Below are 17,704 nucleotides of genomic sequence, written 5' to 3'. Positions count from 1 at the left end.
TAGGAATGTTGTGTTAGACGATGTTCATGCCATCTGCGAGTTGCTTAAACCTATACTTCGTGAGCATTATATACTATCGCAATGATTTTCTTGTATTTTCTCTATAATCTCTCTTACACAATGATCTATATCCTTATTTGAGCAATCAAGAGTTTTATCACTATACTTAATGTATAGAGGAACTCTTTCCTCGTAAACGTTCTTAAGGCTATTTCCTTTCTTTATTACAATACCTCTGGTTGTTATGTTTATTAGTCTCCTTTTAATTTCCTCATATGGGACATGTAAATAAATAATCTGTCCACCCTGTTTAAGGACATTCATAGCTTTATCTGAATATATAACACTTCCACCTGTAGATATAATGCAATTTTTAAGTTGCAATTCAGACACTATTTTTTCTTCGACCTCCATAAATTTCTCTATACCATCATTATCAATGATATCTTGTAATAACCTACCTTCATGTTGTTGTATAATAATATCTGAATCCGCGTAATCCATTCCTAAAGCTTTTGCAAGTAACACACCTAAAGTGCTTTTACCAGCTCCAGACATACCTATGAGAACTATATTCATATTCTCCCTCCAATTATTTCTAACAGTTCTGATTATTTATATATTGTATGAATTTCGTCTAACGTTAAGCATTCCTGACGTTCAAGCGGCTTAAGTGACCGAAGAGAACGGGTCGTAAGACTTAGCTGGTTAAATGTGTCGCCTGAATCTGCTTCTCAGAAAATCCTCTTGGCGATCAAGGGCGAATGCCCGCAGTAGGAATGCTGTGTTATCGGATGGCCCTGTCTTCTTCGATATCACTCACGAAATTTACTATGTAGTTTACCGCATCCTCGAAATCCCTCGCAATATAATCAACTTCTGTATTTGACCATTTATGTTTATATTTATTTACTGCTTCATTTCCAGCACCTGTTAATACTAAAACCTTCATACATCCAGCATTATATCCGGCTACAATATCTGACCATCTATCTCCGATTACAATACATCTAGTTAAATCTAGTTTATTCTCTTCTGCTGCTTTGAATAGCATCCCTGGATTAGGTTTACGACAGTTACATCCTTCAGTATGTTGATGTGGGCAAATGTATACTGCATCAAAGCCAAAATCTATCATTTCATTTCTAAAGGATTCCTCTGTGGCTTCTCCTCTTGAAATGCCCGGTTGATTTGTAAATCCAAATAGTTTTATCCCTTCTTTTTTCAGCCTATTTAAAGCTTCATCAGTATAAGTAAACAATTCAAACGAACCCGGATAAAGTATTTCATCGGTTCCTCCAATTGTTCCATCCCGATCAATAAACACTGCTTGTATCTTATTCTCTTCCATGATCTTCATCCTCTGCTGTTTCTTTGATTAGTTTTGTTATTCATATGATTCACAGTCCTTTCACATAACGTTGTGCATTTCTGACGTCCATACGACTTAAGGACCGTAGGTCCGGGTGGCTCTGCCACTTAGCCGGTTGGATGTGTCACCTGAATCAGCTTTCTACGAAAACTCTTCTTGGTGACCAAGGGAGCGTAGTGACCGATGTGGTAATGCAATGTTATCGGATGTAACATGACCCCTTGAATCAACTAATAAAATCTTGTATTCTTCTTCCATTCTCTATCCGCTCTTTAAATTGCCCTTTTGTATATTCATCAATGGCTTTGTTCCAAAATATCTGCGCCGATTTGTTTCCTTCGATCTGATAGACTTCCCATTGTCCTTTATGTAAATCAAAAATACGAGCAGCTACAGCTTTGCCAATCCCTTCTCGTCTATATTTCTTTAATATAAAGAACTCAGCAATTGAATAATAATCACGTTCAGCTGTTTCAATTAACCTTACCAATACAAACCCTACATACTTATTATCTTGTTTAATTACATACGCAAATCTATGATTCTCTTCTTTCCAGTAATCTTCTAATGGATACGCTCCATATAGTCCGCCTTTTTCTACATCGCATTTTATAAATTCGGAAAAATCATAAATATAAAACTGCATTAAATTAGCCAGTACTTCCTTATATTCTTTGTTTACTTGAATTAATTCAAATTTCATTTGAATTTCTCCGCCCTAATTTATATATAATACTCATGTTATTTCCGATAACATTGTTGTATTCACGACGTCGATCCCCCTTAAATAGCTCTTATCTTAGGGGGATCGATGTGTCCGGCTGAATCCACTTCTTGCTGCTGAAATGCCTCTTCGATTCGACTACTAACTTCAGACTGGACCGAGGGGCGAATGCCCCGAAGCATGAATATCGTGTTATATGATGCCAGTGCCATCTTCGAAATGCTCACAAAACTTTTACTTAGTCTTTAACAATTCTTCAATCAGTATCCCGTTTATCTTTAGTCCAGTGATATTACAATCATTAATCTCCATATTGGTTAGGTCACAGTTGTTAAATATTATGGGCTTATAGTTTCCATGCGGATCATAATCCCAGTCAGATTCTTGTGGTAATACAACATCGACAAATTCCGTTCCGAAAAGGTGAACATGCTCGATCTTCATATGACTCATATTTGCATGTTGAATTGAAGTGCCTGTCAGGTTAGCATCTGTAATTCTAAGTTCAGATGCATTGATGTCATTTACTGCCATTCCACTCATATTTGCGTTATTAATCTTAGTCTTTGATAGATTAACATTATCAAAATCTAGTCCCTCCGCATTAACTTCCTTAAATGTAGATCCAGAAATGTTTTTCATCTTTAATTCCATCTTTGCGACTTCTAATCCCATGTTCATTCTCCTGTTTGATTATATTGTTAAATGTAAATTTCAATGGTGTTTAAAATAGGGTTGAACTGGTTTCATATAACGTTTTTGTATCTACAAACCCGAGAGGCTTAAGGCGCAGAGCGCCGGGTCCGACGGACTAAGCCTCGCAGGGTTGTTCGCTGATTCAGCTTCTTGGCTTATCGCTTCTCGCGAACCAAGGGCGTAGCCCGCAGCGTAGATACGATGGAACATTGAATTACTTGCATTATTTATTATTTATTACTATTCTGAAATCTATAAATTATCTTGTTACCATCATTTCTTGTTTCAGCAGTTTCCTCTTTGTAATTTCCAACAGTATAATTATGAATTATTCTTCTCCAAAAAGTCTGTGCTCTTTTATTAGTTTCTCTTGGGTTTGTCTGCAACTCCCAAGTACCTTGATGATTATCAAACACTTTAACCGCAGCAGTTTCAGCCACACCTCTACCACGAAATGACCGTAAAATAAAAAACTCATTTATGTAAAAATCACTACCATGAGGTGTGTATGGGGGTGTACCCACGAGAGCAAATCCTGCAGGAACTTCATCTACTTTTATCAGGTATGGAAATAGTATTGATGGTTTAGTCCACCATACATCAAATACTGTATTTTGCTCAAACAAAGTCAATGTCTCATCGTCTTCAAAAACTCCGTATTTATTGGGTTTCCATCCCCATATCTCAGATAAATCATGCAAATATAATGGGTATAAATTATTGATAATAAATTTAGTGTTTTGGTCTGTTAGAGTTATAGTTACTTGCATTTATCTATCTCCGTTCTGTCGTATAACGTTTGTGTATTCACGACGAGCCCCGGCCTTAGATAGCTCTTAAGGTATAACGTGTGTTTAATTCGACTTAAAACCGTGAAATCCTTTATCTATGCGGTTTTCACGGTTTCAGAAGAGTTGTGAAGTGTTATCAAGTTGTTATGCTTTGTGGGCAAGTTGTGGGCATGTATAATCAAAATAATAAAAGAATACCCTGCCGACCACAATTAAGGTTAGCGGGGTATTCTTTACCCACGCTATCAGCTTGGAAGGCTGATACTTGCGATTAGCAACGTGTTTCTGTGCTATGCAAAACCGCGTAAAGTAAGGGATATTATTTTTTTGCGATGTACTATAGAGCACTCAGAATCTAAATAACAACATATGGACTGCCCCATTTGGGGGCAGTCTTTTTTTTTTGCTTCATTATATATACTCTTTTATTTCTAAAGTGAATTTGTCTTTCTATATAAAAAAAACCACCGACCAATAAAGGTTAGCGGAAGATTATTTGCTTTCTCGTCTTCGTTAAATAAATCCGAAACTCAAATCTTTCTCTCATGTAATACTTATCGGTGATCTTGACAGTTTCAGGCGTATATTTCTGGACTGGTCCACCATAATCAACTATGCAATCCGGTTGATCCTCGCTGATCTGTACGACATATACCCTTACTTGAGCGAGTGCTGCAGCAAATAGTTCAGTGTCCGTGCTAAGGACTTTGTATGTAGTATTCATAAGGTTTCTCCAACTTACTTATTATTAGTATTCGAATTTTTTTTCAAAACAAACTTAAGTTTTAATAATTTCCATGTCGAAATTATTAAATCATCTTCTCGTTGTCTGGAATCATTCGCTGTCTTTTTATAAAACATATATGAGTAGGCCAGTGAGCTCAGATAAAGCGGAAAAATAAACCCTACAGTAGCTACTAATGTATAAAATGTCACTTGAATGGAAAGAAGGTTTAATTTAAGTGAATAGTCCAAAAGGATAATATACAATACAACACAACAAAAACTCATCACCAAAGTAGATAATTTCTTGATTGTCCCAATGAATTCAATGTATAGAGCTTTTACTGGTTTAAAATTTTGATCCTTATGTCTAAAGTGTTCTTTATATATTATATCGTGGGCATCCCAAAATTCTGTTTCCAATAAAGTATGGAAATCAATTAGTTTTTCAGTAATAATAGATTCAAGTGAACTTTTGTTTTTATGAGTATTGAACAATGCATTTAAATCTATGTATTTTTTTAATAAAACTGAGGAGCCTAAAAGCTGTGCTTTCGAGCTAAAATCTTTAAAGAACGCATCGATTAATCCTTGCTTCTCGTTATCGTCTGTTGATTGATTAATTTCTTTAAGCCTAAAAAACATGGGTCCATACACTTCATTATAGCTTTTTGATAGTTCAGAATATGATGAATCTTTCCTTTTCTCTCTTATTCTAAATTGATAACCAATAAAAGCAGTGAATACAGCAATTATAATTACAGAAATCTGAATTCCAAACATTATACTCCCCCATTTTAAGTGATAAGCTAAATAAAAAAAATTCCTCATTGGCTTCGGCTTATATGACATTTTCCCGATGTTCGGATTAAACTGTCGGTACTTCCGAACTGTGTAACATCAATATAGTTCATTGGGGACATTATGTATACGGAAACTAAACTTCCATTAAGGAAAGATTCCCTTAGCTTAACGCAAAAAAAAGGCCCTACCAGTTTATATACCGGTAGGGCCTTTTGTATGTTGTTAAAGGGCTTTTGTTTATCTTATTAAGGGATGAACCTTAAAGGGAGATTATATTGAGGTTAGAAACAAATAAAAGCTTCGTTAGCATATAGCCAACGAAGCTTTTATCATTCTTTCATGTATATTTATTTTATTGGACCAGAGATTCAACCCGGTAAAGGGATGAATCTCTGGTCCATAAGCTCACTTTTTATTAAATTTTCAAAATGACTACTAGAAATAAAAATACCACGATCATAACAATTAAAACCCAAGTTAGGATGTAACGGGCATCTATATTCATTTAGTACTCACCTCCTTAACTGCTTAATAAGCAAATCAAGGAGCTATGGAAAGTGTTTTCTAGTTTTATCATATGCAATCATTCAAAGAAATATTCCAGATAATTTGAGGTTAGAAATAGATGGAATCTCCGATAGCGAATGCCAAAACAGCTTTTAAAAGTTGCTTTCACATTCTGTTATGATACTTTTTGTGTATTCAGTGTAGTGTATATTTACTCTTGTTTCTTATTAAGATTACCAATAATACACTATAACAATTCTACTTTAGAGGAGAATGACAATTAAAAGAGAAATACCTAAGGTAGGCGACTCTTAGTCTTCTATAAAAAAATTAGGAGAATGATAATGATCTTTAAAAATCTAAAAATTGAAAAGTGGAACCAATTTGAGATGGTTGACATCACCCTCAACCCCAGGTTGACAGTTATTACTGGTGCAAATGGTGCTGGGAAAAGCACCTTACTTAGACTTTTAGGTAGATTGGTCGGTTGGGGATATTCCGAAACTGCGACACCTTCCAACATAAAAGGTAGAAAGGGGTCAATATATAAGCTAGGACGAAGAAAATTAACAGATAGTCCCTCTGATGCTCATAGCAGTATCGGAAGCATCACTTTACAAAATGGACAGAAAATTAATATTAACGCTCCAAGCCTATCCCAGCAAGTCAACTACAATATCACTCTAGAACCACATATGCAATTAAAGGGTCTTAATATACCTTCACACAGAACTGCTTATTCTTATAAACAGATTACTTCAATCCCTGTAAAAGCACAAACAAAAAACGAAGCCTACAACATGTTTAATTCATCTTTAATGAGTAGTTTCTTTGGACAGTATTCAAATCCGCCAATTATTCAAATGAAATCAACAATAATTAGTCTTGCCTTATTTGGGAAAGGAAATGAATACGTCCAATCTGATGATGACGCATTAGAATTATTTTTGGGTTTTATAGAAATACTCAGAAAATTACTCCCTCCCACCTTAGGCTTTAATGACCTAAGCGTCAGAAACGGCGAAGTCATTCTTGAAACAAACAGTGGGGACTTTTTATTAGATGCCGTTTCGGGTGGTATTGGAGCAATTTTAGATTTAGCATGGCAAATTTATATGTTTGAAGCTGGAAAGGATGAACCCTTTTTCGTGCTGATTGATGAGGCCGAAAATCACCTTCACGCGTCAATGCAAAGGCAACTTCTCCCTAATTTACTTTCTTCATTTCCTAAGGCACAATTTATTGTGACTACTCATAGCCCTTTAATGGTGAACTCGGTAAGAGAGTCAACCGTTTACGCACTTAAATACAACGATGAAAATGCTGTTATTAGTGAAGTACTCGACTTCGAAAACAAAGCTGCTAATGCATCCCAAATACTACGAGAAGTACTTGGAGTACCTGTAACAATGCCTATATGGGTTGAAGACAGCTTGAATGAAATCTTAAATAAATATAAAACATCGGAATTAACACCTGAGGGGTATTTAGGTTTAAAAAGTGAACTAGCAAACGTTGGATTAGCAGATCATTTGCCTCAAGCTTTGGGTTTACTTCAAGGAGGCGAATAGTCATTGAGGTCTTTAATAAAAGGGAGTAAACCCGCTATTCTTGTTGAAAAAGAAGATGAGTGGACTAATGAACTTATGGCTTTTGTATTAAATGATGATAAAATCCCAAAAACGGTCAATGGAAGATATGGACACCCAGAAATAAAGGCGGCTCTACTATTAGAAACTTCTAATAAATGTGTTTACTGTGAATCCAAAATCACTCATATAGATCATGGAGATATAGAACATATTGAACCCAAATCAGAAGTTCGAAATAAAACCTTTTTGTGGGATAACTTAACTATTGGTTGCTCTAAGTGTAATCAGAACAAAAAAATATATTATGATCCACTCCTACCTTTGTTGAACCCATATATTGATATTCCTGAAGAAAAAATAATTTTTTGCGGTCCACTTCCGTTCCCTGCTAAAGGAAACAGGAATGCTGAAATGACTATACGGCTCCTAAAGCTAGATCGCCCTGAATTGATAGAACGCCGAACAGAATGCATAAAATCAATAGATCCACTAATAATTGCATATGAGCAGACAGATAACCATACGTTAAAAGGGCTTATTTGGGATGATATTCATGATAGAACGTTACCGGATAAAGAATTTTCATTAATGATTGAACAAATGATCAAAGTGAGATTACCAGTTACAGCCTAATCAATAAAACAGCATGGAAGAGTTAGTAGACTCCTACATGCTGTTTTATTCTAAATTCAGGTTTCACTATTAAGTCGTGTGAGTTGACCATCTTTTTTATACAATTAAAACAAACGAATTTCCCATTTTCACCGATTCCATGTTCTCCACTATCACACATAATACATTTGAAGTTAATATTCAACTCCCGCTTATTACTGTATTCCATATTCAACACTCCCTCTATTAGAATTTTATGTCTAATTTTTCTTCCCTAGAACGAAATAAATATGCCCCACCGACCGAAGTCAGCAGGGCATAATCCCAAGCGCTTGCGAATTTACTTATCCGTTTTGTTTAGCCTGTCCTGAAGCTTCACGCACAGTGTCGGTCAACCTTCCGATTTTCTTTTTCTCTTCCTGTGTCTTAGCGGCTCCATATGCCAGTTTCATATAGGAGATAATACCATCGGCATCTTCTTTTTTCAATTCAATCTCCCCCTTTGCATAGTAATCTTGAAGATACTTCGTAGGCTCCACAACACCGGATTCAGACTCTGTAAACCCATAACTAGGTGTGGATTTCTTCCGGATCTCGTAATGTAGATGCGGTCCAGTTGAAACCCCTGTACTACCTTGAAGCCCCACCTTCTGCCCTCTCTTGACCTTATCCCCCACCTTTACCGATGCGACGGATAGATGAGCGTAAACATGAAGGAATCCTTTGTCATCCTTGACTGCCACTACGATACCGTACCCACCGAATCCCGAACCTTTGGCACCTTCCTTTGCATGGGTGACTTCACCAGCTACAAATGCGTACAACGGGCCCAATGAGGGCGTGGTGACTAAATCAACGCCCTTGTGGAACTTTGCTGTTTTATAAACAGGGTGAATTCTCATTCCGAAAGGACTTGTCAATCTAAGAGTTTCAAATGGATTCATTATTGATTGCCACCCTTCTGTTTAAAAATAGCTATGACATCTTTGATCTTATTTGGTAGAGGTAAACCCAACCGTCCGTAATTTTCCGTAACAGAAATAAGTTCATTAGCCAGATAAAAGTAAATGGCACCGATCATAATTACGTCAGTTCCCATCAGGACATCTAGCCTGTGAGCCAATATAACAACGAGTAGCATAAGTCCCTTCTTGGCTATCCCCCAAAATCCAACGCTACTACTTAATCCGTGACCCTCTTTGATCGATGCCAGCATGCCAGTTACATAATCGATCACAATCGCAATCAGAAAAAATGATATCAACTCAGACCAGCCTCCCCATAAATACGTGCCTACTGATCCAAATAACGCTATGCCCCACTTTAACGCTAAATCCAATCTCTCCACTTCATTTCCCCCTATTCAATAAAAAATAGCCCTCATAGTTATGAGGGCAAAATAAAAACGCCTTACTGGGCGCTGTGTCTAAACTGTCTCTATCGGCTGACCATTCTCATCGTAACCGAGTACAACCAATCTTGCTCTTACTGCAACCTTTGACTTATCCGGTACTTGAGAAAAAGTAATGTCGCCATAAACAATCAGTGCTGCCATAACTACTATCATATTGATTCCACCTCCCTTCGATACCTTTAGTAAAGCCCATAATAAAAGGCGGGTCATGACTGTCAAGGTCATTCACCGCCTAATAGCATGCTGTATATTTCGAACAATGCTGTTTTGTTCTCCCTATCTTTTTCTTCCATTTTCATATCAAGATCTTTCATTTGTTCGCTTAAAGGTTTCTGATATACAGGCACTTCCGGTTCAGGATCACTTGGATCGGGATACGAAAACTCTAATGTCAATGTATCGGGATTAACTCGCCCTAATATCTGCGTGTTAAATTCTTCGGAATATTGCCCAATTTCCAATTCTATCACTATCACACTTTGTGGGTCGCGACCTTGTAAGGCAGTGAAAGACTCGAAATCTGACTCGATAGATGGTCTATCAAAGCCTTCCATAACTCTCGGTTCTCCTGTGTTCACCAGTATAATACCTGTTGATTTATCAGCGTAAATTCTTCTATTTAATGTTTTCATATTATCCCCTCCTACTTTCTCTCATAGACATAAATTCTATATACTCCACCTGGTCCATAAGGTTGGAGACTAAAACTCGTATTTGTAACATTGTATAGTGCTGGCGAATAACTCCCGCCTGAGTTATAGCTAAATTTCCCAGTCGGTGGGTCATATCTATATACCGTATATGCACCATCAAGAAGAGAGGACTGTATTTGTATTATTTGCCAGTTGAATCCAATATTAATATCAACCATTGTATCGCCTGTATATTCCCCGTAAAAAAACTTTTTACCCTCTATCAACGTCCCGACCAATTGACCGTTAAACATCGGTACGCCAGCTCTAACATTGTTAGGGTTTAGATTAGGTTCACTCAGATATGCCCAATTGATACCATTAAGATAATGCGCATTGGGGATACCCATATATAAACTGCCAGGACCATATACAACACTACTCGCATAAATTTGATCGGCCATATCCGGATTTCGAACAGGCATAGTTCCCTGTTTACCAAACATCTTTACATCTGATCGCCAATAAGCAGGGTGGAAATTAGGATCTGATATTCCACCATAAGTAGCACCGTCCCAATATCCTTTATAAGGCATAACGTCAATAACTCCTTGTGTCACCGACGCAACCCCAATCATAGTTGTACCTTGATATGCTCCGACACGTTTAGCCATTGTTCCAACAAATGGTCCATTTTTATTTGATGCAGTAACGCCCGCCAATACATCAGCGGCTGTTGCTGCTCCTGTTGCCCTAATAACTGCCGCAATCTTGGGGATGAGTTGCGCCCATGTCTCGTTCGTGGTTGATGGTATCCCAATGGAATTGAGCGCGGCAACCGTTTCATTTTTACGCTCAATTCCAGCTTGCTTTCCCGCTGTAGCTTCTTTCATAACCAGCCCTAAAGCTTTTTCTGTTGGAGCTACGTTCTCCCTTGATCCGTTTGTGGCGTTGGAGAGCATCACTTTACCTGCAACGATTAAACTGGCATCAGGAATCGTTATGCCCTCTACCTTTTCACTTACGAGTTTCAATTGAGTGTCTATGATATCCATATTCCCATTTGACACTTCAACGTCATAGAATTCAGTTTCATCAGGTTTTACAAGCCCGTAATTCGGCGTATTAATTGGCATTAACTTAACACCTCACTTCTTAATTGATCATGCGTATATGCCGCAAGTTGAGCATGTGTATACCTTGCAAGTGTGCTGTGCTGGTTATAGCGTAGCTCGACAGTGATAACCATGTTTTGAGGAACAATACGTCCAAGCATTTCACCCACTGCATCAAACATTCCTTTTACAGTCAGCTCAATCTTTACTTTCAGAGTCTTGTCAGCTCCATTAATCGTTAATTCGTACCCTTCATCACCAAGTAATGAATTTAACAAATTACGCAACACAGATCGGGTATATGGCACCTGCTCATTATATCGAGTCAACAGTCTGAATCGTCTTGTTTCAAGATCATCTGTTGCCATCACGTTCATGTGCAGCATGTCTTCATAACGTTTAATCCCGCGATTAGTAGCTGATAAAAGGAATTGGTCTAGCAAACCATTTTCAATCTCCTGCCACAAAGCTTCAAGCACGGGGTTCTCAACTTTTGCAATCTCAATCATCTCTTTAACCTCATGAAAAATAGGTGGTAGGTAATCAAGAACGCTAACTGATCTAGCCAACGACAACACCCCGGATCGGTATAGCATCATTGTCTAGTACCGCGTTTTGCTGAATACCGTTTAATTTGGTATTAGCAATATCAATAATGCCGGGCATACCAAGGAAACGAGTCTCGATTTGAGAGATCCGGACTACAATAGCATCTGATTCAGCCCATTCTTCACTCAGCTCAGTGAAGTAAGTGTCGATTACAGTTTGAACATTAGGTTCAATGGCTGCCCAATCCCAGCCACTTTGATAGGTGATGGTAGTCTCAATGTCGATCGTATCCTCTGTTACACCAAATACAGTAACGGTATGATCGATAGGAGCAATCCCCAAGCCATCCCCTTGCTGACCTACTGGATCAACCTCTTCCTGTAAGGTCTCTATGAGGGTTGGTGAAGGCTTCTGAAACCGCGAATCTATAATCACTAGCTTTACAGTCCCGCCACCGTTCCAAGCACGATACACTTTCACGCCACCCACACCCTGCAGCGCACCAACTTTTTCTTTATAGTCAGCCCTGTTACCCCCGAAGGCTTGAGATTCGAAAGTGTTAAAATATCGGGCACGAAACACTTCGGTATCTTCTTCATCTTCACCAGGGATCAGTATTTCTGTTAGCTCTGCACCGGTTAATCCATTGATATAATCAATTGGAGTCAGTGCGCCTAGATATAGGTTTCCTATGTTCCCAGAGGTCTCACATTCCAGCATGTATTCATGCTCAGCTATTTTTTCAATCACGATATAGTTTAAATCGTCAAGAGAAAACCGATCGGCTAAGCCAACATTAATGTTGAACACACCTTTTATTTGGGCTTTGGTCGCTTCATAGGGTTTTAGTCCTCTTTCAGCTGCACGCTTGATTAAGTTTTCTCGTGACATTGTATCTGCAAAGGTCTCTAACAAGATTCCCTTCAGGGCTACCAAGGCTTGCACCATTTCCACTGAGTTTGCCGCAATAGCATTAAATACAATAGAGCCCACTCGCTTGTCTAATTTGTTATCAATGCCATTCAACTTCTGTTGCATTAAATCTTCATAGGTCATATCCAGCATTAGATACTCACCTCTTTCTCTGACTCGAAATTACCGTAAATGGAATGTACCGTGAAGACCACATGCACCTTACCTCTTTTTACATCAAAAGAAAAAGCATCAACACTTTCGATACGTTCATCTTGTGTCAATGCTTCCGATATTCTTCTCTTTATCTCTGGTAATACAAAATTCGTGGGTTTACCAAAGAGATCCTTCAGCTCCACTCCGTAATCCCACGGATATATTAAATAATCATAGCGCTCAATGCTCAACATTAAGAAGATTGATTGTTTCAATGCTTCAATCTCATCGATGAATCCTATAATTCGATCAGCATCGATATTAAGCTTGTACGTCTTGGTAGACTGTGCTTCTATCTCAAAGTCAGCTTCTAGATCGTCGTTGATTAAAGGGATCATACTTTCACTTCCTTGTCTAAGACAATGTACTTCTGTCCACCCTGAGTCCTCACAAGTATCACCCCATCGCCTATCTCCAACCCATTATGAACCGTCACCTTTGATGTCCCTCCGCCATCGGCCGTCATATTCACATCGTAATCCACCACGTTATGCGTCAATATCAAATGTACAGATGTCAGGGTAAGCTTTTGTTCAACAAGAATCTTCAATGGTATTACACTTGTCACTTGTCCGTACCGAATAGCCATTGGATCGGCTGCGGCTACCGCTTCAGTTGCAGCACGTTTAATAGCTCTTACGATATCATCCATATTACGCAATGAACTCACCTCCCCTAAGTGTCAGATTCATAAGGTGCTCGTCTTGCTTGAAGGTGTGCTTAACACTTTCCACTATCATGTAGTTTGCTATGTTAATGTCTCCAAGGTTCAACTTCACGACTAGACTACTACCAGCACGCACCCGGACATCACCAAAGGCATTCGTAATACTCAAGTTACGTGTTTTACGGTTATACATTTCTAATAACGTGTTCGCTTTCAACTTACCGTTAGTAGTTTCATTGATTTCTTCAAAGTATTGAAGCGTGCCCCAGTTGTTCATATTATTGCTATCCATAGCGATATAGATTTCTCGTTTTTTTGTTTTCTCATTATCGTAGGAAAGCTTAATCTTGTTGTACGTGTTCGAGTCGATTGAAGTCGTATAGTCGAAGTTCTCTCCAGTTTCTTCATCGATTAGCAAGTCTAGTTTCATTGATTCAATATCTTTTAGCGTTAATTTACCAAAGTCATCATATAAGACATACAGCTTCTTTTTGTTGTCTAACGTTAGATCGAGGGAGCTTTGAATCATGTCGAACAAGGTTTTATTCTCTTCTAGCCTATATGCAATCTTATAAACCGTATTCTCGATCATGCCAGTATTCAGATTAAAATCAGTAGCAAGCATTTTCAAAAATTCACTAGCAGTTTTATTCGTATAGTCCTTGGTGTCTTTATTTTTAAGGTAACGTAACTGGTCGTAAGCAGTGACAGTAATCGAATTATCTCTTGATCTCTTTTTGGCAAATACAAATCCATAGAATACGTTTTGGTCGTCAATCTTCAGGCGAACTGCATTACCCTCCTGAAAGTTTAACCCCGCATCTTTAAGCACCGAAAATGTTAATTTACCAGGAGAACCTTTCCTTGCTGTTTCCCATACGATCCCTTCTTCAACTACGGGATATAGGATAGTCGAGCCATTCTGAATACTTAGTTCGATATTACTCAAATTTAATCACCTGCCCTACAGAAATTAGATTAGGATTCTTGATTCCATTCAGCTTGGCTATTTGAGTATACTTCGAACCATCACCTAGAGACTTTTTACAGATTGCCCAAAGAGTATCGCCACTTACAACGATATGTGATTTGACTGCTTGCTTTGTGACCTCTCGTCCCTTAGTCGTCGTTAGTGCAGTTGTCTTTAGATCTGTATCCTTTTTCAAGGTGACTATCTTTGTTCCGTATACCCGATACTGCTTCAAGTTCAATGCAACCGTTATGTCAGATCCGTTATTCGCATCCTCAGTGATGCTGTAGTCTTCTAACGTCACTTTGAGGTTGGTATCGAATAACAGTACCCCACCAGGAGATACACGGGATACGATAAACTGGAATGGCTTCAAGCTAGTCTTTAACTTCTCGAATTTATCTAAATAATACGCAGCTTCTTGAAATCCATCCGGATAAATAGCAAATGGATACTTAACTTGCGGAATTATTATGCTGAGTGAAACTTCTGTTAGCCCTGCCTTTTTCAAAAGGTTTACTTCGCCTTCATTAATAAGAGTGATGGTTTTATTATTATTACTGATTTTGATTTGCAACTTTGAAGGAGCGATCGGTAACTGTACGCTATCCATGTAAAAACTATATGCCATTATCCTTACGCCCCTTCCGCTACAGCATCAATGGTTTCTTCTAACTTTTCACCGAAATAATCAACCATACCGTCCAGATCCATATCCGAACTAACCGTGTTATGGTTTGTTAACTCTACCTTGATCTCTGCAGTAGTGAATCGGTTAACAACATCTCGCTCTGCAGCATCGCGTAGGTATTTCAAATCCTCTTCTGATGCTTCCATGGATTTTGCCATCTTTGCTGTATTTGCAGCAGTGTCCGCTATTTTATCGCCAGTATCCATTTTGTTAGCATAGTCTCCAGCGTTAATCGCACTTGTAGCGGCATCCGAACCTGGGATGTTAATTGAGTCCATTAAGTTACTCAGGCTAAACTTATCAGCAACATTTTCCCCAAATTTATATCCGGAATCATAAGCTTCTCCGTAATCAAAACTGTCATAATGTAACGCACTAGCATCCATACGTGGAATTTTGATTTCAGCCTCCCCTACTAGATCCGTAACGGCACCTTTAAGAGATCCACGCCAACCACTTACCGCACTTGCAAGGTTAGACCCGAATATAGTATCTATTGCTGATGCTATGCCTTCCAAGATCCCCAGAATCGTATCTCCCATATCGGCGAACAATCGAACAATTGAACCTACCGGATCGTTGAATACATTTGCAAAGAATTCAGCAAAACTTGCGATGAAGTTCCAAATGATCGCTACCACATCAATAACTAGATTTCCAGCTGCTACAAATAGATTTCCTATAAAGGCTAGGGTTGTCATGAATACACCTGCAATGATTCCAGTCGCCGATACACTTGTACCCGCGAACTTATTTACAGCTGCCACTACTGCATAAAACACCACAATCAATCCAACGATAGCTAGTACGATCCAAGTAATGGGGCAGGCATATATAGCGGCATTTAGACCGTGTTGGGCGACTGTGGTCATAAATGTGGCACTAGATTGGGCGATCGATGCTGCCCAATCAACCCACTTAGCTGCTGCCTGAGCCATTATTATTCCTTTGGTTATTAATGCGACTACATTATAGGCAAGGAACGCACCAACAACTCCATAAACAACAGGAGAGATCCAAGACCAGTTATCTACAAAAAAATTAGTTATACTCGATATGATATTAAACAGATCCATAGCAACACTGGAGAGAATAACAATACCTGCGATAATATTATTGGTAAGTTCTTCGAAACGACTACTGTTTGCTATCTCATTTATTTTTACGAGTATAGGTTGAAAGGCCATTAGAGCATTATTCTTAACGCTCGTCCACACCTGACCTAGTGTCTTAGGCATAGATTCAAAACTAGCGTTAATCTCATCTGTAGCAGATAACATGGCATTTTTAACAATGTCGGCTGTAATCTCTCCATCGGAAGCCATATCTCGAATCTTGCCTATTGGGACATCTAGATAATCAGCTATCGTCTGGATAACGTTTGGAGCAGCTTCAAATACTGCGTTTAACTCTTCTCCACGTAAAACCCCAGATCCTAGAGCTTGTGTTAACTGTAGACTTGCAGAGGATACTTCCTGCTGTGAAGCTCCCGCAATAACAAACATCTTATTTAGATTTTCCGCAAATGCTATCGTCTCCTGGTTGGATTTAAACGCATCTTTTGCCCTTTGACCTAGTTTTGCAACAACATCAGCAGTACCTAAATAAGATGCCCTTGCACGTTCCGCTGATTGAAATATCATATTTTGCAATTGTTCTGTCGTTTGCAGTCCGTCATTCATTAAATTTAGCCTGGCTGTCGTCTGTGCTACGCTATCAGATAATTCAATAATTTTCTTCGCACCTATCACGGAACCAATAACTGCGGCAACTTGCATGAATTTACTAGCTAATCCACTCGCTGCGTCTTGCCCGTTATGAATGTCTTTATTCAATTGTTGTTGTGCTGCATCTGCGTCCCGTATTTCTTGTTCGACACTATTAAATGCTATCTCAGCCTTTGCAAGTTCTTGACGAGCGGTCTGAATACTAGCTGTATCAATAGCCTGGCTAGAAGCGGATTGTAAGGACTCGAAGCTATTTAATACGACATTCATAGCTGTGTTCATAGAACGAAAAGCAGGGGACATACCATCTTGGATTTGAATCGCTGTTCGGATTGTGGCCATCTATTTCACCTCTCTTTCAGGCAAAACAAAAAGCACTCTTATTGAGTGCTCAAGGAATTGTCATATTTAATTACCCATCTTAAAAATAATTGAGATTATATGTTATTTTCGCTAGATCGAATTTGCCGTCCAATATATTATTAATCCAAAAGTCTGCCACTTTATCAGAAACAGGGCTATACCTCAAAGTCAAAGTATTGTCCTCAATTTTCTTCAAATGTTCTCCTTTTTCTATCCCAAACATTTGAAATAAGGAATCTTTACTTTCGAAGCTGAATTTATCATCGCTATACCCCATGTAAGACCCAGAGTATACATTTAATCTAGCCACTGAATCATCAAAAAGAATAAATTCATATTTATTTTTTTCGTAAACATACAATTTCCCTACTATGGATTCTCCACTTTTGGGAACTTTCCATCCATAATCCTCGATCTTCTCCGGTTCACCCAAATTAGCTATAAGTTCCTGAGAGCTTAATCTACTAAATTCAGATGCGTTTATGATCATAGATTCAGCATTGCCTAAAGGTGCACTACTATCACCGTTATCGTTGCTAGTTGCAGAGCATCCCGTAATACCGATAACGGCTATTAACAGTATCCACAACAGACTGAAACTTCTAATCTTTAATATATTCAATACAG

At 38.4% G+C, this 17,704-nt stretch carries 23 protein-coding genes; 2 read left to right on the top strand and 21 right to left on the bottom strand.

Annotated features, from left to right (window positions below; genetic code table 11):
* Positions 1 to 66 precede the first annotated feature (66 nt).
* The 8 genes from ACP8HI_RS04615 to ACP8HI_RS04580 all read right to left on the bottom strand — a co-directional run bounded on the left by ACP8HI_RS04615 (position 67) and on the right by ACP8HI_RS04580 (position 5,089).
* Positions 67 to 579 carry a shikimate kinase gene (locus ACP8HI_RS04615; protein ID WP_438349957.1) on the bottom strand — a complete coding sequence of 171 codons (513 nt, stop codon included), beginning with the start codon at positions 577 to 579 and terminating at the stop codon, positions 67 to 69.
* A 208-nt stretch (positions 580 to 787) separates the two neighbouring features.
* Entirely contained in the window at positions 788 to 1,351 is a 564-nt protein-coding gene (locus ACP8HI_RS04610) for an HAD-IIIA family hydrolase (protein WP_438349956.1), read from the bottom strand.
* Positions 1,352 to 1,598: 247 nt separating this feature from the next.
* The gene (locus ACP8HI_RS04605) at positions 1,599 to 2,075 is read right to left on the bottom strand and encodes a GNAT family N-acetyltransferase (protein ID WP_438349955.1); all 477 of its coding nucleotides are present in this window, start codon (positions 2,073 to 2,075) and stop codon (positions 1,599 to 1,601) included.
* 80 nt (positions 2,076 to 2,155) lie between these two features.
* The gene (locus ACP8HI_RS04600; protein WP_438349954.1) at positions 2,156 to 2,323 is read right to left on the bottom strand and encodes a hypothetical protein; all 168 of its coding nucleotides are present in this window, start codon (positions 2,321 to 2,323) and stop codon (positions 2,156 to 2,158) included.
* A 7-nt stretch (positions 2,324 to 2,330) separates the two neighbouring features.
* Complete coding sequence (locus ACP8HI_RS04595; protein ID WP_438349953.1) at positions 2,331 to 2,771, bottom strand: pentapeptide repeat-containing protein; 441 nt, start codon at positions 2,769 to 2,771, stop codon at positions 2,331 to 2,333.
* 251 nt (positions 2,772 to 3,022) lie between these two features.
* The gene (locus ACP8HI_RS04590; RefSeq protein WP_438349952.1) at positions 3,023 to 3,562 is read right to left on the bottom strand and encodes a GNAT family N-acetyltransferase; all 540 of its coding nucleotides are present in this window, start codon (positions 3,560 to 3,562) and stop codon (positions 3,023 to 3,025) included.
* Between the two features lie 502 nt (positions 3,563 to 4,064).
* On the bottom strand, positions 4,065 to 4,307 hold the full coding sequence (locus tag ACP8HI_RS04585) for a hypothetical protein (RefSeq protein ID WP_438349951.1): 243 nt from the start codon (positions 4,305 to 4,307) through the stop codon (positions 4,065 to 4,067).
* Positions 4,308 to 4,321: 14 nt separating this feature from the next.
* Positions 4,322 to 5,089, bottom strand: a complete 768-nt coding sequence (locus tag ACP8HI_RS04580) for a hypothetical protein (protein ID WP_438349950.1) — start codon at positions 5,087 to 5,089, stop codon at positions 4,322 to 4,324.
* An 872-nt stretch (positions 5,090 to 5,961) separates the two neighbouring features.
* Between ACP8HI_RS04580 and ACP8HI_RS04575 the strand changes: the two genes are divergently transcribed.
* Entirely contained in the window at positions 5,962 to 7,188 is a 1,227-nt protein-coding gene (locus tag ACP8HI_RS04575; protein ID WP_438349949.1) for an AAA family ATPase, read from the top strand.
* 3 nt (positions 7,189 to 7,191) lie between these two features.
* Positions 7,192 to 7,842 (top strand): HNH endonuclease, encoded by a 651-nt coding sequence (locus ACP8HI_RS04570; protein ID WP_438349948.1) that lies wholly within the window; start codon positions 7,192 to 7,194, stop codon positions 7,840 to 7,842.
* A gap of 323 nt (positions 7,843 to 8,165) precedes the next feature.
* Here the strand turns inward: ACP8HI_RS04570 and ACP8HI_RS04565 are convergent, their stop codons facing one another.
* The 13 genes from ACP8HI_RS04565 to ACP8HI_RS04505 form a co-directional block, all read right to left on the bottom strand.
* A complete protein-coding gene (locus ACP8HI_RS04565) occupies positions 8,166 to 8,765 on the bottom strand; it encodes a M23 family metallopeptidase (RefSeq protein ID WP_438349947.1) in 600 nt (199 codons plus the stop codon).
* Positions 8,765 to 9,169, bottom strand: coding sequence for a phage holin family protein (locus tag ACP8HI_RS04560; RefSeq protein WP_438349946.1), 405 nt, complete (start codon positions 9,167 to 9,169; stop codon positions 8,765 to 8,767). Before ACP8HI_RS04560 ends, ACP8HI_RS04565 begins: the two co-directional genes overlap by 1 nt.
* A 78-nt stretch (positions 9,170 to 9,247) precedes the next feature.
* Positions 9,248 to 9,388 carry a CD1375 family protein gene (locus ACP8HI_RS04555; RefSeq protein ID WP_438349945.1) on the bottom strand — a complete coding sequence of 47 codons (141 nt, stop codon included), beginning with the start codon at positions 9,386 to 9,388 and terminating at the stop codon, positions 9,248 to 9,250.
* 68 nt (positions 9,389 to 9,456) lie between these two features.
* Positions 9,457 to 9,867, bottom strand: a complete 411-nt coding sequence (locus tag ACP8HI_RS04550; protein WP_438349944.1) for a hypothetical protein — start codon at positions 9,865 to 9,867, stop codon at positions 9,457 to 9,459.
* An 11-nt stretch (positions 9,868 to 9,878) separates the two neighbouring features.
* A complete protein-coding gene (locus ACP8HI_RS04545; RefSeq protein ID WP_438349943.1) occupies positions 9,879 to 11,003 on the bottom strand; it encodes a hypothetical protein in 1,125 nt (374 codons plus the stop codon).
* The gene (locus ACP8HI_RS04540; protein ID WP_438351706.1) at positions 11,003 to 11,560 is read right to left on the bottom strand and encodes a putative phage tail protein; all 558 of its coding nucleotides are present in this window, start codon (positions 11,558 to 11,560) and stop codon (positions 11,003 to 11,005) included. Before ACP8HI_RS04540 ends, ACP8HI_RS04545 begins: the two co-directional genes overlap by 1 nt.
* Positions 11,544 to 12,596 carry a baseplate J/gp47 family protein gene (locus ACP8HI_RS04535; RefSeq protein WP_438349942.1) on the bottom strand — a complete coding sequence of 351 codons (1,053 nt, stop codon included), beginning with the start codon at positions 12,594 to 12,596 and terminating at the stop codon, positions 11,544 to 11,546. Before ACP8HI_RS04535 ends, ACP8HI_RS04540 begins: the two co-directional genes overlap by 17 nt.
* Positions 12,596 to 12,997, bottom strand: coding sequence for a DUF2634 domain-containing protein (locus tag ACP8HI_RS04530; protein ID WP_438349941.1), 402 nt, complete (start codon positions 12,995 to 12,997; stop codon positions 12,596 to 12,598). The genes ACP8HI_RS04535 and ACP8HI_RS04530 overlap by 1 nt, the downstream gene beginning before the upstream one ends.
* Entirely contained in the window at positions 12,994 to 13,311 is a 318-nt protein-coding gene (locus ACP8HI_RS04525; RefSeq protein WP_438351705.1) for a DUF2577 domain-containing protein, read from the bottom strand. Before ACP8HI_RS04525 ends, ACP8HI_RS04530 begins: the two co-directional genes overlap by 4 nt.
* A gap of 1 nt (position 13,312) precedes the next feature.
* Positions 13,313 to 14,275: an XkdQ/YqbQ family protein gene (locus ACP8HI_RS04520; protein ID WP_438349940.1), complete on the bottom strand. Its 963-nt coding sequence runs from the start codon at positions 14,273 to 14,275 to the stop codon at positions 13,313 to 13,315.
* Positions 14,268 to 14,927, bottom strand: a complete 660-nt coding sequence (locus ACP8HI_RS04515) for a LysM peptidoglycan-binding domain-containing protein (protein WP_438349939.1) — start codon at positions 14,925 to 14,927, stop codon at positions 14,268 to 14,270. The genes ACP8HI_RS04520 and ACP8HI_RS04515 overlap by 8 nt, the downstream gene beginning before the upstream one ends.
* Positions 14,928 to 14,932: 5 nt before the next feature.
* The gene (locus tag ACP8HI_RS04510) at positions 14,933 to 17,056 is read right to left on the bottom strand and encodes a tape measure protein (RefSeq protein ID WP_438349938.1); all 2,124 of its coding nucleotides are present in this window, start codon (positions 17,054 to 17,056) and stop codon (positions 14,933 to 14,935) included.
* Positions 17,057 to 17,135: 79 nt separating this feature from the next.
* On the bottom strand, positions 17,136 to 17,699 hold the full coding sequence (locus ACP8HI_RS04505; RefSeq protein ID WP_438349937.1) for a hypothetical protein: 564 nt from the start codon (positions 17,697 to 17,699) through the stop codon (positions 17,136 to 17,138).
* Positions 17,700 to 17,704 lie beyond the last annotated feature (5 nt).

It is taken from the genome of Paenibacillus sp. FA6, assembly GCF_051550225.1.
GTDB lineage: Bacteria > Bacillota > Bacilli > Paenibacillales > Paenibacillaceae > Paenibacillus_AQ.
This window is presented reverse-complemented; position numbering and strand designations above follow the sequence as displayed.